Source organism: Nocardia sp. CY15, from assembly GCF_009829295.1.
GTDB classification, from domain to species: Bacteria; Actinomycetota; Actinomycetes; order Mycobacteriales; family Mycobacteriaceae; genus Nocardia; species Nocardia sputi.
In genome coordinates this window covers 40,279-63,292 of record NZ_VUOT01000025.1, presented here as the reverse complement: position 1 = coordinate 63,292, position 23,014 = coordinate 40,279, and the positions used below count along the sequence as shown (strand labels likewise).

At 65.1% G+C, this 23,014-nt stretch carries 20 protein-coding genes and 3 pseudogenes; 15 read left to right on the top strand and 8 right to left on the bottom strand.

All coding sequences use genetic code 11. From position 1 onward, the window contains the following. Nucleotides 1-202: 202 nt before the first annotated feature. On the bottom strand, nt 203-2,458 hold the full coding sequence (locus GVY39_RS24440) for a bifunctional SulP family inorganic anion transporter/carbonic anhydrase (RefSeq protein WP_159928496.1): 2,256 nt from the start codon (nt 2,456-2,458) through the stop codon (nt 203-205). A 695-nt stretch (nt 2,459-3,153) separates the two neighbouring features. Here GVY39_RS24440 and GVY39_RS34025 point away from each other — a divergent pair. The 4 genes from GVY39_RS34025 to GVY39_RS24425 all read left to right on the top strand — a co-directional run bounded on the left by GVY39_RS34025 (nt 3,154) and on the right by GVY39_RS24425 (nt 7,286). Next, entirely contained in the window at nt 3,154-3,327 is a 174-nt protein-coding gene (locus GVY39_RS34025) for a hypothetical protein (protein WP_195071859.1), read from the top strand. A gap of 355 nt (nt 3,328-3,682) precedes the next feature. Then, a complete protein-coding gene (locus GVY39_RS35020) occupies nt 3,683-4,132 on the top strand; it encodes a MarR family winged helix-turn-helix transcriptional regulator (RefSeq protein ID WP_255466256.1) in 450 nt (149 codons plus the stop codon). A 270-nt stretch (nt 4,133-4,402) separates the two neighbouring features. Continuing rightward, the gene (locus tag GVY39_RS24430; RefSeq protein ID WP_240679471.1) at nt 4,403-6,502 is read left to right on the top strand and encodes an FAD-dependent oxidoreductase; all 2,100 of its coding nucleotides are present in this window, start codon (nt 4,403-4,405) and stop codon (nt 6,500-6,502) included. Nucleotides 6,503-6,737: 235 nt separating this feature from the next. Beyond that, a complete protein-coding gene (locus GVY39_RS24425) occupies nt 6,738-7,286 on the top strand; it encodes a hypothetical protein (RefSeq protein WP_159928500.1) in 549 nt (182 codons plus the stop codon). Between the two features lie 261 nt (nt 7,287-7,547). On the opposite strand, the gene GVY39_RS24420 is transcribed toward GVY39_RS24425, so the two are convergent. The 3 genes from GVY39_RS24420 to GVY39_RS24410 form a co-directional block, all read right to left on the bottom strand. After that, nucleotides 7,548-9,065, bottom strand: coding sequence for an aminotransferase class V-fold PLP-dependent enzyme (locus GVY39_RS24420; RefSeq protein ID WP_201295330.1), 1,518 nt, complete (start codon nt 9,063-9,065; stop codon nt 7,548-7,550). A 175-nt stretch (nt 9,066-9,240) separates the two neighbouring features. Further along, complete coding sequence (locus GVY39_RS24415; protein ID WP_159928502.1) at nt 9,241-9,777, bottom strand: hypothetical protein; 537 nt, start codon at nt 9,775-9,777, stop codon at nt 9,241-9,243. Next, nucleotides 9,774-10,052, bottom strand: coding sequence for a helix-turn-helix transcriptional regulator (locus GVY39_RS24410; protein ID WP_159928504.1), 279 nt, complete (start codon nt 10,050-10,052; stop codon nt 9,774-9,776). Before GVY39_RS24410 ends, GVY39_RS24415 begins: the two co-directional genes overlap by 4 nt. A 431-nt stretch (nt 10,053-10,483) precedes the next feature. Between GVY39_RS24410 and GVY39_RS24405 the strand changes: the two genes are divergently transcribed. From GVY39_RS24405 to GVY39_RS24375, 7 genes are all read left to right on the top strand, one after another. Beyond that, entirely contained in the window at nt 10,484-11,125 is a 642-nt protein-coding gene (locus tag GVY39_RS24405; RefSeq protein ID WP_159928506.1) for a CatB-related O-acetyltransferase, read from the top strand. Then, the gene (locus tag GVY39_RS24400) at nt 11,122-11,988 is read left to right on the top strand and encodes a virginiamycin B lyase (RefSeq protein ID WP_159928508.1); all 867 of its coding nucleotides are present in this window, start codon (nt 11,122-11,124) and stop codon (nt 11,986-11,988) included. The genes GVY39_RS24405 and GVY39_RS24400 overlap by 4 nt, the downstream gene beginning before the upstream one ends. A gap of 420 nt (nt 11,989-12,408) precedes the next feature. Continuing rightward, a complete protein-coding gene (locus GVY39_RS24395) occupies nt 12,409-13,269 on the top strand; it encodes a haloalkane dehalogenase (RefSeq protein WP_159928510.1) in 861 nt (286 codons plus the stop codon). Nucleotides 13,270-13,540: 271 nt separating this feature from the next. Beyond that, nucleotides 13,541-14,212, top strand: coding sequence for a serine protease (locus GVY39_RS24390; RefSeq protein WP_195071866.1), 672 nt, complete (start codon nt 13,541-13,543; stop codon nt 14,210-14,212). A 183-nt stretch (nt 14,213-14,395) separates the two neighbouring features. Then, complete coding sequence (locus GVY39_RS24385; protein WP_236565642.1) at nt 14,396-14,881, top strand: hypothetical protein; 486 nt, start codon at nt 14,396-14,398, stop codon at nt 14,879-14,881. Between the two features lie 85 nt (nt 14,882-14,966). Continuing rightward, entirely contained in the window at nt 14,967-15,347 is a 381-nt protein-coding gene (locus GVY39_RS24380; RefSeq protein WP_159928512.1) for a hypothetical protein, read from the top strand. A gap of 445 nt (nt 15,348-15,792) precedes the next feature. After that, entirely contained in the window at nt 15,793-17,031 is a 1,239-nt protein-coding gene (locus tag GVY39_RS24375) for a hypothetical protein (protein ID WP_159928514.1), read from the top strand. Between the two features lie 145 nt (nt 17,032-17,176). On the opposite strand, the gene GVY39_RS24370 is transcribed toward GVY39_RS24375, so the two are convergent. Both GVY39_RS24370 and GVY39_RS24365 read right to left on the bottom strand, forming a co-directional pair. Continuing rightward, nucleotides 17,177-17,677: a DUF3237 domain-containing protein gene (locus tag GVY39_RS24370; protein ID WP_159928516.1), complete on the bottom strand. Its 501-nt coding sequence runs from the start codon at nt 17,675-17,677 to the stop codon at nt 17,177-17,179. Further along, nucleotides 17,674-18,078, bottom strand: coding sequence for a nuclear transport factor 2 family protein (locus tag GVY39_RS24365; protein WP_159928518.1), 405 nt, complete (start codon nt 18,076-18,078; stop codon nt 17,674-17,676). The genes GVY39_RS24370 and GVY39_RS24365 overlap by 4 nt, the downstream gene beginning before the upstream one ends. Before the next feature lie 89 nt (nt 18,079-18,167). Between GVY39_RS24365 and GVY39_RS24360 the strand changes: the two genes are divergently transcribed. Continuing rightward, entirely contained in the window at nt 18,168-18,782 is a 615-nt protein-coding gene (locus tag GVY39_RS24360) for a TetR/AcrR family transcriptional regulator (protein ID WP_159928520.1), read from the top strand. Between the two features lie 807 nt (nt 18,783-19,589). Here GVY39_RS24360 and GVY39_RS24355 read toward each other — a convergent pair. Next, a complete protein-coding gene (locus tag GVY39_RS24355; RefSeq protein WP_159928522.1) occupies nt 19,590-20,786 on the bottom strand; it encodes an Ig-like domain-containing protein in 1,197 nt (398 codons plus the stop codon). Nucleotides 20,787-21,086: 300 nt separating this feature from the next. Here GVY39_RS24355 and GVY39_RS35330 point away from each other — a divergent pair. Together GVY39_RS35330 and GVY39_RS24345 are read left to right on the top strand one after the other, a co-directional pair. Then, a pseudogene (locus GVY39_RS35330) lies at nt 21,087-21,325 on the top strand (Tn3 family transposase); the annotation flags it as partial. Then, nucleotides 21,322-21,744: pseudogene (locus GVY39_RS24345) on the top strand (class II glutamine amidotransferase); the annotation flags it as partial. The pseudogenes GVY39_RS35330 and GVY39_RS24345, both read left to right, overlap by 4 nt. 280 nt (nt 21,745-22,024) lie before the next feature. Here GVY39_RS24345 and GVY39_RS24340 read toward each other — a convergent pair. Next, complete coding sequence (locus GVY39_RS24340; RefSeq protein WP_159928524.1) at nt 22,025-22,390, bottom strand: HPF/RaiA family ribosome-associated protein; 366 nt, start codon at nt 22,388-22,390, stop codon at nt 22,025-22,027. 182 nt (nt 22,391-22,572) lie between these two features. Here GVY39_RS24340 and GVY39_RS34585 point away from each other — a divergent pair. Further along, nucleotides 22,573-22,781 (top strand): annotated as a pseudogene (locus GVY39_RS34585) (SDR family oxidoreductase); the annotation flags it as partial. Nucleotides 22,782-23,014 lie beyond the last annotated feature (233 nt).

Here is a 23,014-nt window from a genome sequence, read left to right as displayed (position 1 = left end):
TCTGCCTTTCGACTCATCCTCGCCGATGTTCCTGGCCCGGCAGATGACGGCGGGCAGTGCCACGCACTCGCGCGGTGTGCCAGAACGGCGGGGCCCCAGTGGAGAAAGGGCAGTGGGCGGGCTCACCTTGCGGCGGCGTACGCGGGAATTCGGCGATCGACGTGTGGTCCGCATGGTGTCGGCACCACCACGCGGCGTGAGTTCATCCAACGGACCGGCGAACTCGCACCCGACCGGTCACGATGACCGGTTCGGCGACCTGGTCGGTGATTTCGCTGATGCCGTCGGTGGTGACCTCGAGCACGCGGGCGGTGGAGATGTCGAAGAACAGGCCCGATACTGTCAGGCCGCGGGCAGCGGCAGCCTGGCGGATCACCGGGTGGCGTCGCAGGGTCTCGAGCTGGACGGCGACGTTGACCATGCTCAGCTGGGCGGTTTCGTCGTATCCCGCGGCCGCCGCAGCGGCTCGCACCGGGTGCCCGGCACGGTAGGCATCCAGGCTTGGGCGGGCATGGGTGAGCCAGGTGTCCAGTCCTGGTCCCGCGGAGGTGCCGGCCAGCAGGGCCTTCATGGCACCGCAGGAGGAGTGGCCGCACACCACCACGTTGTGCACCTTCAGGTTGTCCACCGCGAAGGACAGGGCCGCCTCGACCGAGGCGTCCGATCCGTCTGCGGGGTGCAGGTTGCCGACGTTGCGGACGGTGAACAGGTCACCGGGACCGCTGTTGGTGATCACATTGGGCACGATGCGTGAGTCGGCACAGGTGAGGAACAGCGAGTGCGGATCTTGCCGGTCGCGCAGCTGATCCAGGTGCGGCCGCATCACGTGGGCGTGGCTGCGATGGTAGGCGACCACGCCGGCTGCGACCGCGTCGCCGTCGCGCTCGCGCCACGGGACGAGCACCTCGTCGAGAATGCCGCGCGCCCGGCCGCGCCGAGGCGGGCCGGTCATGGCGTGTTCCATGCGCGCGGTTCCGATCTCGACGAATTCCACGTTCCCGCCGGTACTTTTGTGCTGGCGGACCCAATCGCGGATGGCCTCGTAGCCGGCGTGGTCGAGGAAGTCGACGGTCAGCTCGACAAGTACGTCGGAACCCGCCGGCACCGTGGCCAGCTCCTTGGTCAGCTTCGGCAGCGCCAGGAACGTGCACGTGCCGTCGACGCGGACGATCCAGCGGTCGGTGCCCGCCACCGGTGTGGCCTGTACCGATACCTTCACCACTCGCCACAGCAGAATCGAGAACGCCATAGCCAGGCCGATCAGCACGCCCTCGAGCAGGTTCAGAAACACCACGCTGACCATGGTCACCGCGTATACCGCCAGGTCGCCGGTGCGATGGGCGAGCTGGATGTGGGCCAGCTTCACCAGCTGGACGCCCACCACGATGAGTAATCCGGCCAGCGCCGACTTCGGGACCTGCTGTACGACGCCGACGAGCGCAATGGAGAACACGAGAATCCACACACCGTGCAGAATCGTCGAGGCCCTGGTGCGCGCACCGGCGGCCACGTTGGTGGAGCTGCGCACGATCACACCCGTGACCGGGAGGCCACCGAGCATGCCGGAAGTCATGTTGGCCGCGCCCTGGGCCAGCAGCTCGCGGTCGAAGTTGGTGCGCCTGCCAGTGTGCAGCTTGTCCACGGCCACTGCTGACAGCAGGCTCTCCACGCTGGCGATGAGGGCGATGGTAAGCACCGCCGACACCACCCCACCCCAGTTGCCGCTCGGCAGGTCGGGCAGGCCGATGGCGGTGAACAGCGAGCTGTCGATCTCGATGCGGTCCGGATTGCCAGGCAGCACCAGCGATAGCACCGTACCCACCAGCACCGCGGCCAGCGGGCCGGGGATCAGGCGAACCTTGTCGGGTACCCGGCGCCAGGCGACGATGATGCCGATGACGATCAGGCCGATGACGAAGTCGTCACCGTGCGGGTTGAGCAGCTGACCGGGTAGTTCGCTGATGTTCTCGAAGGCCGAGCTACGCGATGCCCCGCCCAGCAGTACGTGCACCTGCTGCAGTGCGATGGTGACACCGATACCGGCGAGCATGGCATGCACGACGACCGGCGCTATCGCCAGCGCGGCACGCGCGATCCGGCTCACTCCGAACACGATCTGCAACAGGCCGGCTGCGGCGGTAATGAAACATGTTGTCTGCCAGCCGAACTGGTTAATGATATCGGCGACGACCACGGTGAGGCCGGCCGCCGGCCCACTGACCTGCATCGGGCTTCCACCGAGGAAGCCGACCACGATGCCGCCGACCGCGGCCGCGATCAGGCCGGCGGCGAGAGGAGCGTCGGAGGCGATGGCAATGCCCAGCGACAAGGGCAGGGCAACAAGGAATACCACGATCGAGGCGGGCAGATCATGGCGGGAGATCGACGAAAGCCGTTCGGACCAGGGGCCTCCCGGTGGGGTGTCCGATATAGGGGTCGCATCGGTGTCGGTGGACATATTTCTCCTTCACCAGGCCTACGGGCCGGTCCGGTCGGTGGAACATGTTCTTCAGGCATCGAAAGCAGCTGCGGGACGACGGTTCCGAATGTCCGGCAGCCTCTCAGGCATGGGGAGTTTTCCAAGATCAAAGTACTGGCAATAGCGCAGCGAAAAGCGGGCCGAACGGATTTTTGTGACAGGCTCTATTTCGAACGACAGCCTCTTCCCTGGCGTCACAACGCACCACCGACAAAAAGTCGGTTTCAGGAACAAGTTTCTATGTGACGGCGGGCGCGGTGACAAACCAGGGGAATGCTGCACGAACAACAGCTGCACAACTGCCGTGTGGCCCGCATCGCGTCCACTGCGGACGTCCGCATGCGGCGAATGGGCGAGTTAGCACCCGCCGCCGTGCAGAAGTTCCCCCTATCAGCGCAGGTCCGGGGTGTGACACGGCAGGCTTCCTGGCGACCTCGGAGATATTCGATGCCAGCGACGAAATGCCACAATCAATGGATTGAACTATCGTGTACATTCGGGTCACAGCAAGTGTGAATGCCACTTGATACTGTGATGATCCACGACGGGTTCGGAAAGAGTTGATCTATATATACAGAGTCTGGAAAACGACGTGCAACGGCTCCCGAGTTCGTGATCTGATCGTTCCGTCCCGAACCCGGGAATTCCACATGAACACGACTGAGGATGACTGTATGAACTCGAGAATTATTCGCCCGCTCACCGTCGTCGCATTCGCGCTGTCCGTCACCGCCCTCGGCGTCGGCACGGCCTCGGCGGATACCTCCGCGGCAACCCCGGTCGCGGGCTCGGTGGAAGTATGCATCCCCATCCCGGTCGGCCCTGTCGAGTTGAGCTTCTGCCTGTAACCGGCCAGCCCGAGTAGCACTCGGCGGTGGCGGCATGGTTCATGGTGAGCACGACGGCGTGTTTTTAGTTCGACGTCGTCACCGCCGCGCAGCCTGCACAGCGAGATCGATCTGGCGTTCGGTCGAGCGACTGCCGGCAGGGTGCCGGAGTGGCCGCGTGGGTTCGATACCACCCGCCGGGCGGGTGCTGCAGAGCCGGGATCCGGCGAACAACTCGCGCACCCGCACGGCATCGAGCGCGATCAGGGCTCCCTGTGGCCGCCCATCGGCCCTCGACGACGACCAAGCACTCGTCGCGACGTTGCCGAGGCCGGACGCCACCCATGGATTGTCCCGCTCGGGTGAGTAGGAGTTTATGTTGGCCGTTGATACCACGGACGCCACAGCACTGGCCGCCACGGCGGCGCGTCTGCGCATTGCATTGACCGTAATTCTGCGGCGCACCCGGAGGGATCCGAACGAGTGTCGATTGTCCGCGACGCAGTGGGCTGTGCTGGGACGCTTGCATCGATGCGGAGCCATGGCCGCTGTCGATCTGGCTCGCCTGGAGATGTTGCGCCCGCAGACGATGTGCAATGTCGTCGACGGGTTACGAGATCAGGGACTGATCGTCGGCGTACGCGACCCGATCGACGGACGCCGGGTGAACCTGATGCTCACCGACGATGGCGTGGCCTGGGTGCGCGGGCAGCAGGGGTCACCGAACAACGCTTTCGCGCAGGTTTTGTCGGAGAGCTTGCCGTCCGGCGAACTGAACAAGGTGGACGAAGCGCTGGATTTGCTGGAGAGAATCGCTTACGGGTGACTATCCATGCCGTGCACCCGCCTACGGCAGGCGAGCGCAGGGCCGACAGTGTGCGCCGCACTGTTCACCGGCCAGTCGGTAAATCAGGTCGTCACGATCCCGCTGCACACTTCGTGACCAACCACGGGTGAACTCTCACCCCAGCAGTAGGTTGCCCCACCGCCAGTGCCACCGAAAGGTCCGCGGAAGCCGCACACATCACCGCGGCCCACGCCCCGAACCGGGTGTGAAATCGAAACGCCGGTGGGTCAGCCGATTTAAACTTGGAGCTTGTCTGTTTCGGATCTCCGAATGGTCGCTTGGGTAATATGCGAATATTGTAGAACGTGCTCTCTCGCAACGCCTTTCCCCGATACTGTGACGATGGAGCACCTGAGTGATTTTTCACCGAGCAATGGCTTGGAGCCCACTCTCGCGGGGCAGGCAACGATCGGCGACGCTGCCATCGCAAAGAGGCTGTCGAGCGTGCTCGTAGTGGGTGCGGGTATCGCGGGATTGACTGCGGCACAATGTCTTCAGAAGCGGGGCCATGCGGTGACCGTGCTGGAGGCGCGCAGCCGGATCGGCGGCCGGATCTGGACCGACAGCGACGGTGTCGACCTGGGCGCGCACTGGATACACGGTACGGAGGGCAATCCGATCACAGAGTTGGTCGAACAACTCGAAATCCCGCATAGCTATGTCGGCGGCGACAGTTCCTATACCGGTGGATTCGATAGCCTGACGCTGTTCGGACCCGATCGGCAGATCAGCCCCGCGACGGTGAAGAACCGGACACTGGAACTCGCCGACGAATTACTCCACGAACTGGAGCGACGCGCGGAGATCGCCCGGCGCAGCGGACATCCCGATGTGCCGCTCGCTGCGGTCATCGACCAAATCATCGCTGAAGCGGGCCACACTGACGACGATGAACAGGGCATCCGCTACCACCTCAATGTGATTCTGCGCGAGGACGTCGGTGAGGATCCCGGCGGCCTCTCGTTCAAGTTCTGGGAAGACGGCTACCGCGTCTACGGTTATGGCGACAGCGTCCTGCACGGCGGCTACCAGGCGGTGGTCGATGCACTCGCCGAGGATCTGACCATCGAACTGGAAACCGTTGTGCGCCGGATCGAGACCGGCGACGGCTCGACGCCGGTGCGGGTGACAACCGACCTCGGCGTCTACGAAGCCGACAAGGTTCTGGTCACCGTACCACTAGGCGTCCTCAAGTCGAATGGGATCGAGTTCAGTCCGCTACTGCCGGAAACCAAACGTCATGCCATCGACCGCGTCGGGTTCGGCACGCTGAACAAGATCGCCTTGCACTACGACCGAATCTTCTGGCCTGCGGAGCAATACGTCTTCGGTTATCTGTGCCGTGAGACCGACAGTTACCCGACCGTGGTCATCAGCATGTGGAAGTCGCACGGTAAGCCGATTCTGGTGCTGCTGCTCGGCGCATCGCTCGGGCGCGACTCGGAGTCTTGGACCGATTTCGAGGTCCAGGATTACGCTGTCGGCGTCGTGCGGGATATCTTCGGCACGAACACTCCGGAGCCCAGGCATGTTTCCCGAACGGCGTGGTCATCGGATCCCTACGCGCTCGGTTCCTACGCCTGCATCGGTGTCGAGGCTTCCCCTCGCGACCTCGACGCCCTCGCCGAACCCGTCGGCGCGCGCCTGTTCTTCGCGGGCGAGGCGACCAACAGTTATCACTGGGGTTGCGTCCACAGTGCCTACGAGTCGGGTCTACGCGAAGCGGCCCGAATCGCCGATGACCCGTCGATCTACAGCCCGCCGAGCACCGAGACCTCGCGCCGACAGCGCCGCGATATCGACCGCATGAAACGCTTCGCGCGAATGCGTATGAAGCATATCGGCTTCGACTGTCTGAGAGCTCGCGTGGCGTGCCTCAGCGATGGTGTGGACCCCTTCGGCGTGCCGTTGTTCGCGCCCCTTGTCGACGCCGACCTCGAAACCCTTGCCTCCATGTTCGATGAACTCACCTACGCCCCCGGCGACCCCATCTGCCGCGAAGACGACACCGCCCACGGCGTCTACGTCGTCGCCGAGGGTGACGTGGAGGTCGATTTCGGCGGTGTCTACGACCGCGCCGTACTGGCCAGAGGCAGTATCCTCGGCGGCCACGACCTGTTCTTCGACGCCAGAACCGCCGCCGTCACCGCCGTGACCGCAGTCCGTCTCTACTACCTCGACCACTACCGTTACAAAACGTTCCTCTACGCATTCCCGGATGTCATGATGATGATGCTCGCCGACCTCGTCACCCGCTGGGAGCAACTGGAACGGGTCCTCGGCGCCGCGGCACTGACGGGGGCACGCCGAATGCTGCAGTCCAGGCACAGCGGCGACATCGCGTTCTGACGCACGCGCCGTCCAGGGGAGCAAGCCCGTTTCAGGTGTAGCGCCGGTCCGACCGCGGAGAGAGGTATAGCCAGCGTTGCTCGCCTCTGCCGCCTGGTCGTGTGCAGGCGCGGCCGGACTGCGAGTTTCCGGTCGTCTCCGCAACGCCGCGGGGCGTGGGGAACCGGTTCCGCGGTCGGTAGCCGGTTAATGTCTGGAGCGGACGTCAGGCAAGCAGGAACGACCAAGGAGACGCATGTTCACTCGATATCGTCTGGCCGGAGCCGTTGTTCTCGCAAGCGCGTCGCTCGGGGTGATCCCGTTCGCAGCCCCGGGCATCGCTGCGCCGCCCGGTGGCACTACCGCGGTCCCCATCATCACCTGCACCGAACACGGCACTGTGAACTGGGCCGGATCGGGGTTGGGTTCGTTGCCGTCGAAGGTCGAGTGGACGGCTACCGCCCAATTCACCGACTGTACGGGGACTGCTGTCGACGAGGGGCAGCCGTACCCGGTGAGCATGGACGAGCAGGGCTTCGAAGTCGCATCGTGCGACGGGAAAGTCAACATCCACCAGGGCACCGGGACCATCACTTGGTCCGATGGCAGCACCAGCACGATCAGCAGCGCGGCCGCGGGCAATCAGAGCAAATCCAAGGGCTCGGGTCCGGCCTTGTTCCCGATCGTGATCGTATCGGGTACCTACGCGGGACATACCGCATCCGATGACAACACCGTGACCACCGACCAATCCTGTCCCGGCGTCACCGAAGCGGAGCTGGTCGGCACATTCACCGTCTACTGAATGCCCGAGATGGGTGAGCACGCCGCCGAAGGGTGCTTCGGCGGCGTTCACGTACGCGCTGTCCAGCGCCGCCGGACCGGATTGCTGTGATGGCGCCGGATGGTCGGCGTCACGCGGGTGCACCGCTGCGTCTCACCCATCCGCTGCCGACGACCTGGCGCCGCGTGAACCGGCTGGCAATCGGGCCAGCAACGAGACAGTCGGCCGGCAGCGGTGGCCGAACCACCCCCTCCGGGGCAACGCGGCATCACCGCGGCCGAGTCAGTATCGTGCGCTGCCAGCGCGTTCACTCAGCAGCGCCCACGCGGCGGCGACATGCTCGCCTCGGGTGGCAGTGCCGCCGATGGCCAGCCGAAGTGCGAATGCACCACGAACCCTCGTGTGTGACAGAAACACTCGTCCGGTCGCGTTGACCGCATCGAGCAGTTCCCGATTCGCCGAATCGTCTCCGCGCAACCGGAAACAGATCAGCGACAGCGGATGCGGAGCCAGCACTTCGAAGCGCTCATCCGTTCCGACCCAGGAGGCGAACTGCTGGGCCAGTGCCACACTGTGCCGAATATGCTCGCGCAGCCCGGCCGCGCCGTACCAGCGGATCACCGCCCACAACTTCAACGCCCGGAACCTACGTCCCACCGGCACCTGCCAATCCCGGTAGTCCACTACTGCACCCGATTCGCTCGCACCGTTGCGCAGGTATTCCGGCAGCACCGACAGCGCACCGGTCAGAGCGCCGCGATCCGCGACGTAGCAAGCGTCGAAGTCCAGGGCGGTGAGCAGCCATTTGTGCGGGTTGGTCGCATACGAATCGGCGAACTCGGCCACGCCGGCATGGATCCACCGCAGCTCCGGACAGATCGCCGCGACGCCCGCATACGCGGCGTCCACATGCAGCCAGGCGCCGTATTCGCGACAGACCGGGCCGATGAGTCCCACCGGATCTATCGCACCAGTGGACGTCGTGCCTACCGTCGCCATCACCAGCACGGGAGTGAACCCGAGACCCACGTCGTGTTCGATCGCGGCACGCAGTGCCTGCGGGTCCATCGAGAGGTCGGCGCTGGTCTCGATGAAACGCACCGCCGAGGAGCCCAGACCGGTGGTGCGCGCGACCTTCTCGAAGCCGCAGTTGGCCTCGGCGGAGGTGTAGACGACGTAGCGCCCCAGGCCGATACCCTCCTGGGCCACCTGCCCGCCAGAGGCCCGGTGCAGCGCCGCGAGCAGCGTGACCAGCATCGCGGTGGAGGCACTGTCCTGAACGACGCCGCCGCCGGTGCCTGCGAAGGTGAAGCGTTCGGGCAGGCCGATCAGCCCGGCAAGCCAGTCGAGGACATGCTGTTCCAACTCGGTACAGGCCGGACTGGTCTGCCAGAGCATCCCCTGCACGCCCAATCCGGAGGCCAGCAGATCGGCCAGCGCCGCGGGACCCGACGCGCCCGTCGGGTAGTAGGCGAAAAAACCGGGATGCTGCCAATGCGTCAAGCCGGGCACGATAATGCGATCCATATCGTCGAGCAGGTCGGGAAACGGCTCACCCAACTCCGGTGGCGATGACGGCAGTTGCGCACGCACCGCACCGGACGGCACCGTCGACAACACCGGCAGGGACTCCACCCGGTCCCAGTAGTCGGCCACCCAATCCACCACCGCGCGACCGTGTTCCCGAAACTCCGCCGCAGTCATATGCCGAGGCGGCGCATGGTCCACGGGCTGTGTGCACAGGGCGCAGGGCGCACTCACGTCCTGGTGGGTGTGGAACTCCGAACGGGTGGTCGCCACAGTCAAAGGGTAGAGGTCGGCGCACCGATCGGTGCCGATGCGGTGGCAATGCGTGTCGCTCGGACGAAACCGTTGCCCGCCAGACTCGACACGACCCGCCACACACGTCGGCGCATTGAGCGCCCAGTACGTTCGTTGAGAAGCAGCAGCATCAAGTCTCCGGCGAGCAGGTTCATCACTCGTCCTCGGCTTCCGCGTCGGGGCGGGTCCAGGCCAGGATCATTGTTGGGGTGCAACCGCCGACAAGCAGCGCGGTCAGCAGTATCACCCCGCCCGCGTAGGCGGACTGGATATTGTCGAGGTCGGTGAATCCGCCCACGACGATCAGCCAGATCGCAGGAATCATCGCCAGCGTCTGGGTGAGGGTGAGCCCCACTGAGCGAGCCGCGTTGCGCTGCTCGATCTCCCATTCGTCCAGAGCGCCGACGGGCGCGTCGGCTTGGCGTCCCGAGACGATCTGCAACGATATCCACAGCGGAAAGAACAGCAGACATATCGGCGCCCACAGCAGGGGTCCCCGCTCCAGACCGCACGCGATCAGCACCGCGACGACCGTCAGAGCCAGGAACATCGTCGCGAGGGCCACCACCAGCAACCGGCGGCGGCGCCGCGTCCGCCACCGCGGCAACATGTGGGCCCAGCGCTCGGCGTAGACCTCGAACCGGCGTGTCCGGCGAGCCTGGTAGCGCTCCAGCAGGTTCGGGTGCGTCATCGAATATCCCCTCCGTCGTTCCGGTAGACCGCCGTGGACAGCGGCGCGAATTCTTCCCGCGAGAACACCGCCTCGACCGGCAGGCCGAACACATCGCAGATCCGCAGCGCCAGATCGAGACTCGGATAGTGATCGCCTCGTTCCAGCGCCCCGACCGTCTGCGGATTCACCTCGATCGCCTCGGCAAGCTGGGCCCGGCTCATTCTCCGCTCGGCGCGTAACACCCCGATGCGGTTGTAAATAGGAAGATTTTTCCCACGCCTCACAGGGGTCATACAACTAAATGTTGCATAAACACAACAGTTCGTCAAGGTTGGAAGCAGCACGCTGACGGTGAGCTACGAAGGCGTCGGCAGCCGCGAGGGCGTCGCGTGATGCTCACAATTGTTCTCTGAACCAGCATTTCGCTGACTTGTCGATACCCCGGTAACCTCGGTGCTCAGATGCCGCAGCGCAGCAGGGCTTCGCCCAGGGTTGCGGCTGGGGACGTCGTCGAGGACGGCGAGCCCCGAAGGGGAGGCCGAGGGTGTGACAGATTCCTATCTCGTCGCCGCCCGTAGCGTGATGACCATGTTCGACACCAACGAGCCGGCCAGGCGGTGATCGTCGGGCCGGCCGTGATGGTCACCGAGCAGGGGCCGTCTCGCCGCGTCCGCAACTCCCTCGATAGCTTTCCCGCAGACATCCCTTCACCAGGAGCTGGAAGTTGACACCTGATCCGACGACCGTCCATCCCCTGCCTGCGCACGAGCGGGTGGTTTTCCTCGCGCCGCTGATCAATTCGCCCAAGATCGTGGTCGGCGACTACACCTACTATGACGACCCGGACGGCGCGACGGAGTTCCAGTCCCGCAACGTGCTTTACGCCTACGGTCCGGAGCGGCTGGTCATCGGCAGATACTGCGCGATAGCCGCTGGCACGCGGTTCCTGATGGCCGGCGCCGAGCACCCGACGGTGGGCGTGTCCACGTTCCCCTTCACCATGTTCGGTGGTGAGTGGGCTGACAAGACTCTCGACATCGTCATGGGCATACCCAGCCGGGGCGATACCGTGGTCGGCAACGACGTGTGGTTCGGCTACCAGGCCACCGTCATGCCCGGTACCACCATCGGGGACGGCGCGATCATCGCGACCGGCGCGGTGGTCACCGCGGACGTGCCGCCGTACACGATCGTCGGCGGAAACCCGGCCCGTCCGATCCGCCGACGCTTCGACGATGCCGACATCGAGCGCCTGCTCCGCGCCGCCTGGTGGGACTGGCCGACCGAACTCGTCACCGAGCACGCCCGCACCATCATGGCCGGCTCTCCTGCCGACATCGTCCGCATCGCGGAGGGAATCCGATGACCACTATCCAACACAACGCCGTGCCCGGCGGTGGCCCGTACGCGATCACCACGGGCCCGGATGACGCCCTGTGGTACACGCTTGTCCGGAGTGGACAGATCGGCAGGTTGGTGCCCGGCGGTGAACCGGAGAACCACCAACTCGACCTGGACTGCGGGCCGACGATCATCGCGTCCGGCCCGGACGGTGCGTTGTGGTTCACGGAGTACCAGGCGCACCGAATCGGCCGGATCACGACAGGAGGCGAGATCACGGAGTTTCCGTTGCGGGAGTGTGGGCCGTTCGGCATCGCCGCCGGACCCGATGGTGCGTTGTGGTTCACCGAGACCACCGCCGATCGCATCGGCCGGGTCACCACCGAGGGTGCGGTTACGGAGTTCCCGCTCCCGACCACGGGCGCGTTCCCGTCCGCGATCACCGTCGGCCCGGACAGTGGAATGTGGTTCACCTTGAACCAGACCAATGCCATCGGGCGGATCGACATGGACGGCAGCATCACCGTCCACCCGCTACCGACCGAGGCCGCCGCGCCGGTAGGGATCACCGCGGGGCCGGACGGCGCGTTGTGGTTCGTCGAGATCGCCGCCGGACAGATCGGTCGGATCACCACTCATGGCCAGGTCACCGAGTTCCCGCTACCCGACCGGGCGGCCCGACCGCACGCCATCACCGCCGGAACGGGTGAAGCACTGTGGTTCACAGAGTGGGGCGGCAACCGTGTCGGGTCTATCACCACCGATGGCGTGATCGAGACATACGATCTGCCCATCCCCGGCGCCGAACCGCACGGCATCACCCTCGGTCCCGACGGTGCACTGTGGACAGCACTCGAAATCGGCGCACTCGCCCGCATCACGGTTTGACCGCCGACTGCCGCACGAAGGGGCGCCTGCCTGCACCCCACCGCCGACCACGCCGGTTCGGCCACGTCGACAAGCGTCCGGGCGCACCGGCTGTCGCAGTTCCCCTTCCGTGTGGCGCTGTCACCGGGGAAGTCGGGGCCGAGAGAGACGCGGTGGCTGTGGGGTCGCGCCGACAGGAGTACTCCGCTGCCGTGTGCTCGCTGAACGGGGCAACCAGCCGAGCCGGCCGCCACCGTGTGCGCCCGCGTTGACATGTCGGTGAGATCGTTCGGATGCAGTTGGCGCGTGGGTGGAAGCAACTGAAGGTCCATTGAGCCCGGCAGCGATAGCGCCGGGGGAGCGGCTTCGACGCAATCGGCTAGGGGCCGGTGCTGAGCGGGACAGCGCATGTAGTCTCGCGCAGAGGGAGGGGGCTGCTCAATGCTGATCGACTTTGTTCCCGATGGGAACCTGTATCCATTCGCGTCGCGCTGGTTCGACTCGTCCGTCGGCCGCGTTCACTACATCGACGAGGGGGCCAGACCAACGTTCCTGTTCTGTCACGGCGCTCCGGCGTGGAGCTTCCTCTACCGCCACATCGTGCAGGCCCTGCGCGATCGGTGCCGCTGTGTCGCCGTCGACTACCTGGGCTTCGGATTGTCCGAAGGGCCCATGGGTTTCGGCTACACCATCGCCGAGCACACCGCGGTCCTCGGCGAGTTGATCGATCATCTGCAACTCGATGGCTTCGTCGTGATGGGACACGATTGGGGCGGACCCATCGGTCTGGGCGCGGTCACCGCGCGGGCGGACCGGGTGAGAGGGATCGTTCTGGGCAATACCGTGTTCTGGCCGATCGAGGCAGTCGCCAACCGGGCGTTCAGCATGATCATGAGCAGCCGTCCGATGCAGTGGCGGATACTCGAACACAACTTCCTCATCGAGCGCGTGTTGCTCGCTGAGCTGGAGCACAAACTCACCGCGGCCGAGGCCGATCACTACCGCGCGGTGCAACCCACCGCCGAAGCCCGTCGCGGACTCGCCGTCATGCCCGGGCAGATTCGTGCCGCGCGTCCACTGCTCGAGCGACTCGCCCGGGACGTACCTGCCCTGCTCGGCGACAAGCCGACCCTGTTGGTGTGGGGAATGCGTGACATGGTCTTCCGGCCGAGCGCCTGTGTCCCACGAATGCGCGCCGCCTTCGCAGATCTCGAAGTGGTCGAGTTGCCGCGCACTCGTCACTTCATCCAGGAACACGAACCGCGTGCGATCACGGAAGCGATCGCGAAGCGTTTCTCGTAAGTGGGATCCGATCACGAGGCATTGACGCCGGAACCCGGCCAATGGCGGCCCTCTCCGAGCAGTCGGCCCGCGCGTACACGCGCGATCTCCCACATGTACCAACCGGTTTCCGCCTCGTCGGCGTGGGTAGTTCCGCTGGACGCGCGAAAGTACGCGCTTGGTTCGGACTTCGGCCGTGGGAGACGATGCGGATGTCGAGTTTGTCGACGGCAGTACCGGGTACGGCACGCGCCGAGTCGCGGGAGCTCTGCTCGGTCCGGTTGGAGGAACAATGACTCATTCGCTGATGAAGGTTGTCGCCACGGCGGCGCTGGCGTGCGGCCCGGTCTCGGTCGGCGCAGGCGCGGCAGTCGCTGTTCCGCAGCTACCGCTGCCGCCGATAGGCGGTGGATCGGGAATCGTGATCGACGACGAAGCCGAGTGCACGCTGACCACTATCGGCCACGACGCAGACGGCCGGTTGGTAGGTCTGACGGCGGGCCATTGTGGCGAACCCGGGGCGCGCGTCACGTCCCTGACCTATCCCAGCTACGGGGTGCTGGGGCGCTTCGTCCACGCCGATCACGAACTGGATTACGCGATCATCGAATTCGATTCCGCACGTGTCGTTCCCGCCCGGGAGGTCGGTGGGTTCCGCATCGACGGGCTCGGCGCTCCCGCGCAGTTCCCCGACGTCGTCTGTAAGAAGGGCCGCACTACCGGTCGAACCTGTGGTGTCGCCTGGGGCGACATGATGGGCGACAGCAGGGACACCTGGACCCAGATGTGCGTGCTCAAAGGCGATTCCGGCGCGCCGGTGGTGATCGGTTCGACCCTGGTCGGCATGGTCAACGCCTACCTGGGCATGGGGTGTCTAGGGCCCGAGGTAGGAACCGACATCAACGCCATCGTCACCGACATCGACTCCCGCAACGACATAGGCGCCGGATTCCGCCCCATCTGATCCGCGCGAATCGATCGACGCCCGGCCCGCCTGAGGGTATCCAGCGAAGGCGATGCGCACCGGATCGGGAATACGTCGAGGACGAATGCGCGGCGTAGCCAACGGCGCCGCTCCAGCATGGTGTCGCGTCCCCAACGATCGCACCTCAGTAACAACATCTGCCGGTGACCCGACAAACCGTCCATGACTCTCACTCACGGGCAGCTGCAACAGTTTTCGGTCCGCGCCGGTGTCATCGCAGCGGTGACCGCCGCCGGGGTGGTCGGGCTCGCGGCGCCGTCTACCGCCATTCCGCATGATCCGGGCTTTCCGTTCTCGCCGACCCTGACACGCCTGGTTCCGACCAGCTGCTCCGCGATCATCGACGCGGTCACCGTGCGGCAGGAGAAGCCCGGCACGTTCGGCGTGCGGGTGAACGTCACCCAGACCGGGGAGAGCTGCTCGGACTGGAAGGTCGCTGTTCGCTTCAAGAACCTGGATACGGGGTACGCGGACGGGCAGCAGCACCGCGTCGTGAACGGCGTCGTCCAGAACACGGTGGACGGCGTGATCGTCGGTTTCGGCACTGCGCCGGGCGCCGGCCGGGTGGAGGCTCGCATCGTCGCGCTGGACGCGAACGACAGGGAGTTGGAGCAGATCTCGGGGACGGCGACGTTCACGCTGAGCTGAGCGCGGTGACCACCAGCTGCCTACGCGACTGTGCGCGATCAGGTCAGTAGCTCGAAGGCTCCGACACGACGGCACGCTCTCGGCCTTGTTCATCAGCGACAACGGACGGCTCCGGCTGGGCGGCTCGATCCACGCTCACAACGGTGAGATCACACGACTCGCACTCAGCGCGGATAGCCGGACGCTGTACACCATCGGCGCAGACAACACCCTTCAAACGCTGGGATCTCATCCGCCTCGTCGACCTGCTCGACGACCCGATCTCTGGCGTGTCAGCTGCAGTGAGGAATGGATCGCGAAACCTGAAATCCGTTCGTGGTCGACCAGCCGCACCGTGATACCTGCAACTGCACATCTCGAAGCCGCCGACGTGCGGCGCGGAAGGTCGCCCTCACAGCGGCTCGGAACACTCCCGATCGCGCTCGACTCGTCCATCGCGTGGCTGCATGCCGGCTGGTGGCTCTGATCGGCCGGAGATCACGGTGAAATGGCTCGACCGGCATGCTCGCCGATCTGCGCGAGGTCGGCGCCATACGGATCTGCGGGCCGGATAGCCAAGTGAGCAAGTTTCCAGGTGGCCACGCGGGACCTACCGTCCGGTGGTCGTAGACGGTGCTCCGTGTTTCATCCGGAAGGTGTGAAGCGCAACTCGATCAATTATTCGTACGCTCTCTTTGTTCTGCGCGTAGTTCGGCGCAACGGGTTCCTGGAAATTTCAGGAGGATTCAGCTGCAACATCAGGTCCCGGACAGGCAGGTGATTCGCCCGCATGGGTGGTGAGTCATCTGGACTCGTATCAACAGCTACCGGTACGGGATGTTCTGTCCCCGATACGGACGTGGCGTGTGAATTCGCGTCAACGCTTTTCTCCTCTCTGTTTCGGGTGAAACTCATACGGCAAGGAGCGGAACATGACTGCACAATCCACGACGATCAACGAGCCGACTCTGCAAGACAAGATCACATACCAGCTGTGCGAGTACGCGAATCTGGTCAACAGCATCAGCAAGGAAGACAGCGACCTGGAGGGGACGCTCTATCAGAAAATACAGCAGTATCTCGACACCAACCAGGAGGTCATCGGAGGGTGGGAGATCGTCTGGGGTCCGGGAGTCGCGTTGTTCGACACCGACTTGTACGCGGTCAACGCCCTCTACATGGTGCGAAGCATCGAGGATCGCTCCCGGTACGTGATCGCCATGGCCGGCAGCAGTGATGCACTGGTGTTCGACTGGCTCGTCGAGGACTCCTTCATTCTCCAGACCCCGTGGTTCGCGAATAGCGCCGCCATGCACACGATCGGCACGGCCATCGGGGTGAAAACCCTCATAAATCTCAAACCCTCCGGGCCCCGCCCCGGTGCCGGTCACACCTTGCCCGAGTTCCTGAGCACGCTCGGCGACAAGGCGATCGAGCTGACCGTCACCGGCCACAGCCTCGGTGGTGCCTTATCACCCACACTGGCCCTGTTCCTGCGCGACACCCAGTGGCTATGGGACAATTCCGAGAAAGCCAGGATCAGCGTGCTCTCGACCGCCGGACCGAGTTTCTGCAATCAGGAATTCGTCAACTACACCAGCCAACGCCTGCAACGAGTGCAGCGCTACGCCAACGACCTCGACATCGTCCCGCACATGTGGAACCCGCCCGACATCGATGGCGCCAAGGCTCTCTACTCCAAGAACAACCAGCCTGCTCCCGATGGTATGAAAGTTGTCTTCGACTTGCTCAAGACGCAGGCGTCCGTATCAGGCCAATACGCACACTTCGACCCCACCAGCGTGTTCCAAGGCACGTTCAACAATGAGATAAGTCAAGCGCAAGGCTCGACGCCGGATGATTTGTACTTCGGACAGGTGGGGTACCAGCACATAGACGGCTACCATGATTTCTTCGAAATCAAAGGCGTTCAGTGGCCGCAGGGCGTCGTAGCCCTCCCGCCGGTCGGCACCGACACCGTGATGAACCGCATCCTGGCCTTGGCCGGTCTACCGCTCGGCGACGGTGCCGGAAAGGTACTGGCGAACCGTCGGCCGGTGACCATCCCGATCAACGGACAGCCCGTGGAGCTGCCCACCGACCACGACAGCCCCGAAGCCAAGAAACTCGCGGACCGCGTCACCGCCGAGTTCGACCCCACCGCCGCATGAACTGATGCCCCGGGCCCCGCACTCGGTGGCACGCGAGCTTCGATCCGGTGGAGCGTGAAAGCGCTCCACCGGAGGCAGGACGTGGCGGTAGACTCCGGCGACAACAGAAAGGTCGACGAGGTCGCGCGTCGGGGCGAAGTGCTCCTTACAGAATCCGATACATCCGATGGTCGATGCGGCCGTGACCGTATTCGCCGTAGCCGACCACGACCAGTCCGCACAGCCACGAGTAACGCTCGTCGGAGGTCTCGAACCTCGGCGTCGGTCGCACATAGTTCTCATCGACCGATAGCCGGTGCCCGTCGGCCAGACGCTGACGACCATCGGGCGGGAACCGGAGTACTCCGTTCGACTCGTAGTGGATGAGGACACCGTCGTGGGTGCGCAGGGTCGCGCGAACGTCCATGCGACTGATCCCGTCGGCTCCCAGCCACACCCAGTCACCGCCCCCGGGCAGCATTTCACCCCGGAAGCCCGGCCCGTTGAAACGGCCGCCCTTGGTCACGAAAGTCATACGGGTACCGAGCGGGGTCGAAATCACTTGGGCTGGTTCCAGGTCGATGCTGAGATCGCAGAGATGCTCGACCGGCAACGCATCGAGCAACGGCCGGTCGAATATCGGCGTGGTCGTCTCGGCGGTGGTCATGCGGCCTCCTCGAACGCGGCCTTCAGCTCGGCGAAGTCGAAGAAAGTGTCCTTGCGCGTGACGAGGCCGTCGGATGCCACCTCGACGACGTCGAGGCAGTGGACGCCCCGACGATCTTCCCCGGGCCGCTGGAAGGTCAGCGTCCAGTCCAGAACCCAATGCCCGCTGCCGAACAGCAAGCGTCGCTGCTCGAAGCCGAAGCCCGGGTAGAGCTCGAAGACGTACGCGAACTCGCGCCGCAGGGCTTCGCGGCCATGGACTGCGGCACCGCGTCCATGGGCCTGGAACTGCGAATCGGGGGTGTGGAGAGCGACGATCGCGTCGATGTCGTGCGCCTCCCAAGCGGCGAAATAGCGCTTCGCGATCGCGGAAGGATCCAGTGCCGTGGATGGGGTTGTCATGGAACTCCTCAGGTCGAATACGACGACGCTAGGCGATACGATCGTATACGTCAATACGTCCAATCGTATAGTCAGGTACGATCGTATTCATGACTCGCACAGGTGACGCCCGCCGCGGCGCGATCGTCGATCGCGCGATGCACATCGCGTCGGTCGAAGGCATCGAGGGTCTGACGCTAGGACGCTTGGCGGAGGCTGTGCGCACCAGCAAGAGCGGCATCCAGGCCCTCTTCGGCACGAAGCAGGAACTCCAACTCTCGATCGTCGCGGCGGCAGCGCGGGTCTTCGAGCGTGATGTACTGCTGCCCGCCGAGCGGGAGCCGGCCGGGCTCGCGCGACTGCGGGCGCTGATGTCGTTGTGGATCGACTACCTGGAGACATTCGAGGGCGGATGCCTCTTCGTCGCTGCCGCAAGCGAACTCGACGGCCGGTCGGGACCCGTCCGAGACGCGGTCGCGGACGCCGTCGCCCGAGCCGACGCCCTGCTCCAACGCGACGTCGAACTCGCCGTGCGCCTTCGGGAGCTTCCACCAGGCACAGACGTCGAGCAGCTCGTCTTCGAACTACATGCCATGGTGCTTCAGGCGAATCACGATCGCCAGCTTCTCCGCCGCGAGGACGCCCTGACGCGCGCCCGCAAGGCGGTCAACCGTCTATTGGACGGCAAGCAGCAATCGGGTGATGCAGCGTCGCCCAGCCGATAATTGCCCCGGAACGATACAAGGCCCACGCGATGCCGTCTCACGAAGTTGAGGCGCCCAGGTGGAACGACGCCATGCCTCAACTACTTGCAGCTCGTGGGCGAGGAGTTGAGCAACCTTGGAGACCATCGAGCAGAAGCCGGACACTGCAGCGACGGACACCAGCACGGCGTTCGCTGAGCTGGTGCGGGTAGCCGCCGGTGCGATCCGTTGCCGAGTCCGGCGAATTCCGCGATGACAGCCTCGACGGACCGCAGCAACGCATCTCCGCCGTTAAGCAGAACTGGAACGGTGCCGCCGCGGATGCCAGGTCGATGCTTTCCGGGAATGGCACACGGGGGCAACCGATGTCGCCGAAGGCATCGACACCATGCGCCAGGCTGTGCGGGATGCCCACGACCGATACACCGCGGCGATCTCGGCGAATCTTTCGATGCTGGGCAGATCTAGAGTCGCCGCTGCCGTCCAGGCCGTTCGTTCAGCGGGCATGGGGCCTATAGGGGTCGCACCGCGCGCACCTTGTGCGGCCCCGCCGAGAGCGGATCGTCCAGCTCGTGTTCAACCAGTTCCCGCAGACGCGACTGGCTACTGCTGGGCACCATGGTGTCACTGCTTTCCACCACCCGGAGCGGCATCGGGTGAGTTGATCGCGGTTCCCGCTGCACAGGCCCCGCTGGAATTGGTGACCGGCCGTATCTCTGTGGCGGCAGTCGCCTTCCCACGTCACAGGGCGTCGCGGGCAGTAGGGTTGCCGACTGGGCAGGTGGCGGGTCTCTGGCGTCCGGTCCGTGCACTGTCGGAGAGTCGTGTTCATCGGTGGGCGCCACCGCGAAGCCAGTCGGTCCACGGGATGCTCCAGTCGCCGTTGTGCCAGATATCGAGGGGGTCGCCGCCGGTGTTGCGGACCTCGACGACGTCGCCGGGGATGACGAAGTCGTAGAACCATGTGGCGTCGGCAGGGGAGAGGTTCAGACAGCCGTGTGAGACGTTGGTATTGCCTTGGGCCCACATGCTCGCAGCCAATTCGTGCACGAAGATTCCGTCGTGGCTGATTCGGACCGCGTGGTTGATGCTCGTGCGGTAGCCGAGCGCGGAGTTGGTGGGCAGGCCGTAGCTGGCGGAGTCCATGATCACCGGGTCATTCCGGTCCAGCACGGTGTAGATGCCGGGGCGAGTCCAGAACGACATGACTGTGCCGTCGACGACCGCGGTGCCGCCCATGCCCATCGAGGTGGGCATGGTGCGCACGAGGTTTCCGTTGTCGAAGACCTCGATCTGCTTGGTGTCGTCGTCGGCGATCGCGACGTGCGAGGGCCCGATGATCACCGAAACCCGTTGGTCACGCAGGCCGTAGCGGCCCTCGCCGAGCGCGCGGCCGAAGAGTTCGGCCGCGACCGTGATCCGGGTTCTCGGTGCGTGATAATGCTCCGGCCGCCAGTGTGCGTTGTGATCGTCGAGCCAGTACCAGGCACCGGTGACGGCCGGCTGGGTGGTGACCTTCAGGTGGCGTTCCGCGGCTGCCCGATCGACGGGTTCATCGAAATGGGCGACGAGCACGAAACCTACTCCATAGATGTCGTTTTCGGCCAGCTCGATGAGATTGGCGGAGCGGAGGGAGACGTCGATGAGCTGTTGCGGTGCCACCGTGGTGCAGGTTGCCGTCGCGGTGACGTCGCCGGTTTCGCCGTGAGCCACCGCTGTGGCGGTGTAGGTGTGTCCGTAGCCGAGTGGTTCGGTGCTCGTCCAGGTTCGCTGGTCGGGTGCCGCTGCGCCCGGCAGCGATCTACCCGTTTCATCGATCCATTCGACCGACCGCAGCGTCCCGTCGGTGACGGTGATCGTGCCGGGGTGGCGCGCTTCGACATCGTGGGTGCCGGGTGGGGGATCGAATCGGATGGTGGCGGGTTCGGGTGGTGACGCGAGTTCTCGTGACCATCCCCATCCGGCCAGGGTGAGACCGCCCGCACCGGCGAAACCGATCAGCAGCCGACGACGTCCCAATGCCACCGTCCATCTCCCTTCTCCGGGTGCTGGGCCGACCTCTGTCCGCCCAGCATGCGGCTGCTACGCGCCGGCCGTGGTACCGACGACCACCATCTCCACCGATCCGCCGCACAACCGATACCGTTCCTCGATCGATCCGGGCTCCGTAAAACGGGATGTGGCGGCGGGCGCGGTGGCGGTCGGCATCGAGCCGGGCCGCTTCGACTGCGCAGACGGCGGTGGTTCCGAGATGTCTCGACCTCGGAGGACTCCCCGCGTCTGCTGACCGTGGTGGTCCACGGCGTCGAGCAGATAGGTGAATCACTCTCAGCCGTCCTGCTGGCCGGTGCCACGAATCTCGGCCTGACCAGCGGGCATCTCCTACGGCATCCTCACCTGGACCAAGGAGTGGCACGTGCGGGAGGAGACGCTGCGGGCAGCGAACCTGGCGCTCATTGGCTACCACCAGCGGTTTGCCGCGGGCCGCGACCTTCTGGGCGGGAACTCTGTCCTCGAGCGACGGGCAGCGGTTCCCCACACGCGGCAAGTCGATCACCACCAGAGTTCCACGGATACGGAAGCTCTGTTCTACCTTGCTCTGACGTTCGGTCTCGTCGATGATCCCTTCGATGGTGTCGCCCGCGCGGTCGGCTTCGTCGAAGATGTCGGGCACGCGAACAAGGTCGAGCATCCGGTTCAAATTACCGTCGCGACCACCAACGGCGAATTCTTGTAGGTCTTCCGATATTCCAGCGAGCGGCAAACGCGGTCATTGTTCTTCTCCACCGAGCTCTCCCAGCTGCGCGCCCTGCACCCGGAAATCGAGGTTCTGCGCGAACTGGGCGGCGAAACCCGTTTCGTGGTGTCCGAGCCCCTGCGGGACCTCGAGGGCGCGTGGAACGAAGTGCCGGAATCGTCGGCGGCGGTGGTGGGACCCGGCACCGCCGAGATTCGGGCCTTTGCGCCGATCTCACCGGTCTGAGTTCGGAGATCAGCACAACGCCGATATCGAGTAAGGTTACCGACTCGGGCCAGGATGGATGCCGCTCATCGAGGACAGATCACGGACCTCCTCGATGTCAGTGGCAGCAGATGCGCAACCGCCCGACCGCGGCTATCGGCCGGGCGGGGCAGCGCGTCTCAGGAATCGGTGAAGATCCCGCTGGTGGTGACGTCCTACAGTCACGTGCCGCCCGAATTCCTGAACCGAGTCAACGGATCGACGGGCCGCCCCGAGTACCGAACAGCCGGGTGCTGCCGACTCAGTTCGTGTGTGGGTGGTTCTTGTGCGGGTGCCTGATGGAGTCGCCACCCTTTGTCTCGTGCAACCGGCCGAACCGGCTGGCGAGCAGATGCGCCATGCTCTCGGCCGCGCCCCGGCAGGCGTCATCGATCGTCGCGGCGTTGTGGGTCACCGCGACCGGCTGCTGACCGGTTGGACGAGCCTGCAGCACGCATCGCTTGTCGTCCGGTCCGCCTTTGCCCGCGTTCTGGTCACTGAGGTGGGCTTCCACGCTTATGATCTGGTCGCTGAAGCGCTCGAGCGTCGAGGCGATCTCCTCCTCGACGTGCCGGATCAGCTTTTCGCCGCTGTCGATGTTGCTGTCGGTGTTGACCTGAATCTGCATGTGCGCATCCATTCCGGTAGGTGGCGACTGTTACTCGGACGGAAGCGGATGATGTTCGTCATCGACTCCACCGCCGTTGCCTGCTCCGCGTATACCCCCGGTACCGGCCGTAATCCCCGATGATCATCGGACCGAGCGGGCTGGGGCGCCGAAATGGTGATGACCAGCCTCGGCTGGTGGTGGTCATGGTCGACAACGCGGGAGTCATGCCGCTGTCGCCGTTGAGCGCGTTGACAGTCGACGAATGGAACCGCGTGCTGGATGTCAACGTAGGCGGAGTGCTCCACGGCATCGCCGCCGCGCTTCCGGTCATGCAAGGCAGGGCGGCGGGCACTTCGTAAACCTCGCTTCGGTCGGCGCCTACGAGGTCGTCCCCAGCGCGGCGGTCTACCATCACGGCCGATCCGGTGGCCAGCGGCTCGGTTGCCGGAGAGGGCGGGTGTTGCCGCCGGTCAGCTATCCCGCAGTTCGCTCCCGAGCCGGGTCCAAGCGGGTGCCGGAACCGGGGTCGGGCGTTGATGTCGGACCAACCGCGGTGAAATCGCCCGGCGCTCGCTATCGCCGACCAGATCGACGAACTCGGGATCCTCCGAACCGCTGGTAGACATCTGAAGCCGACCTACG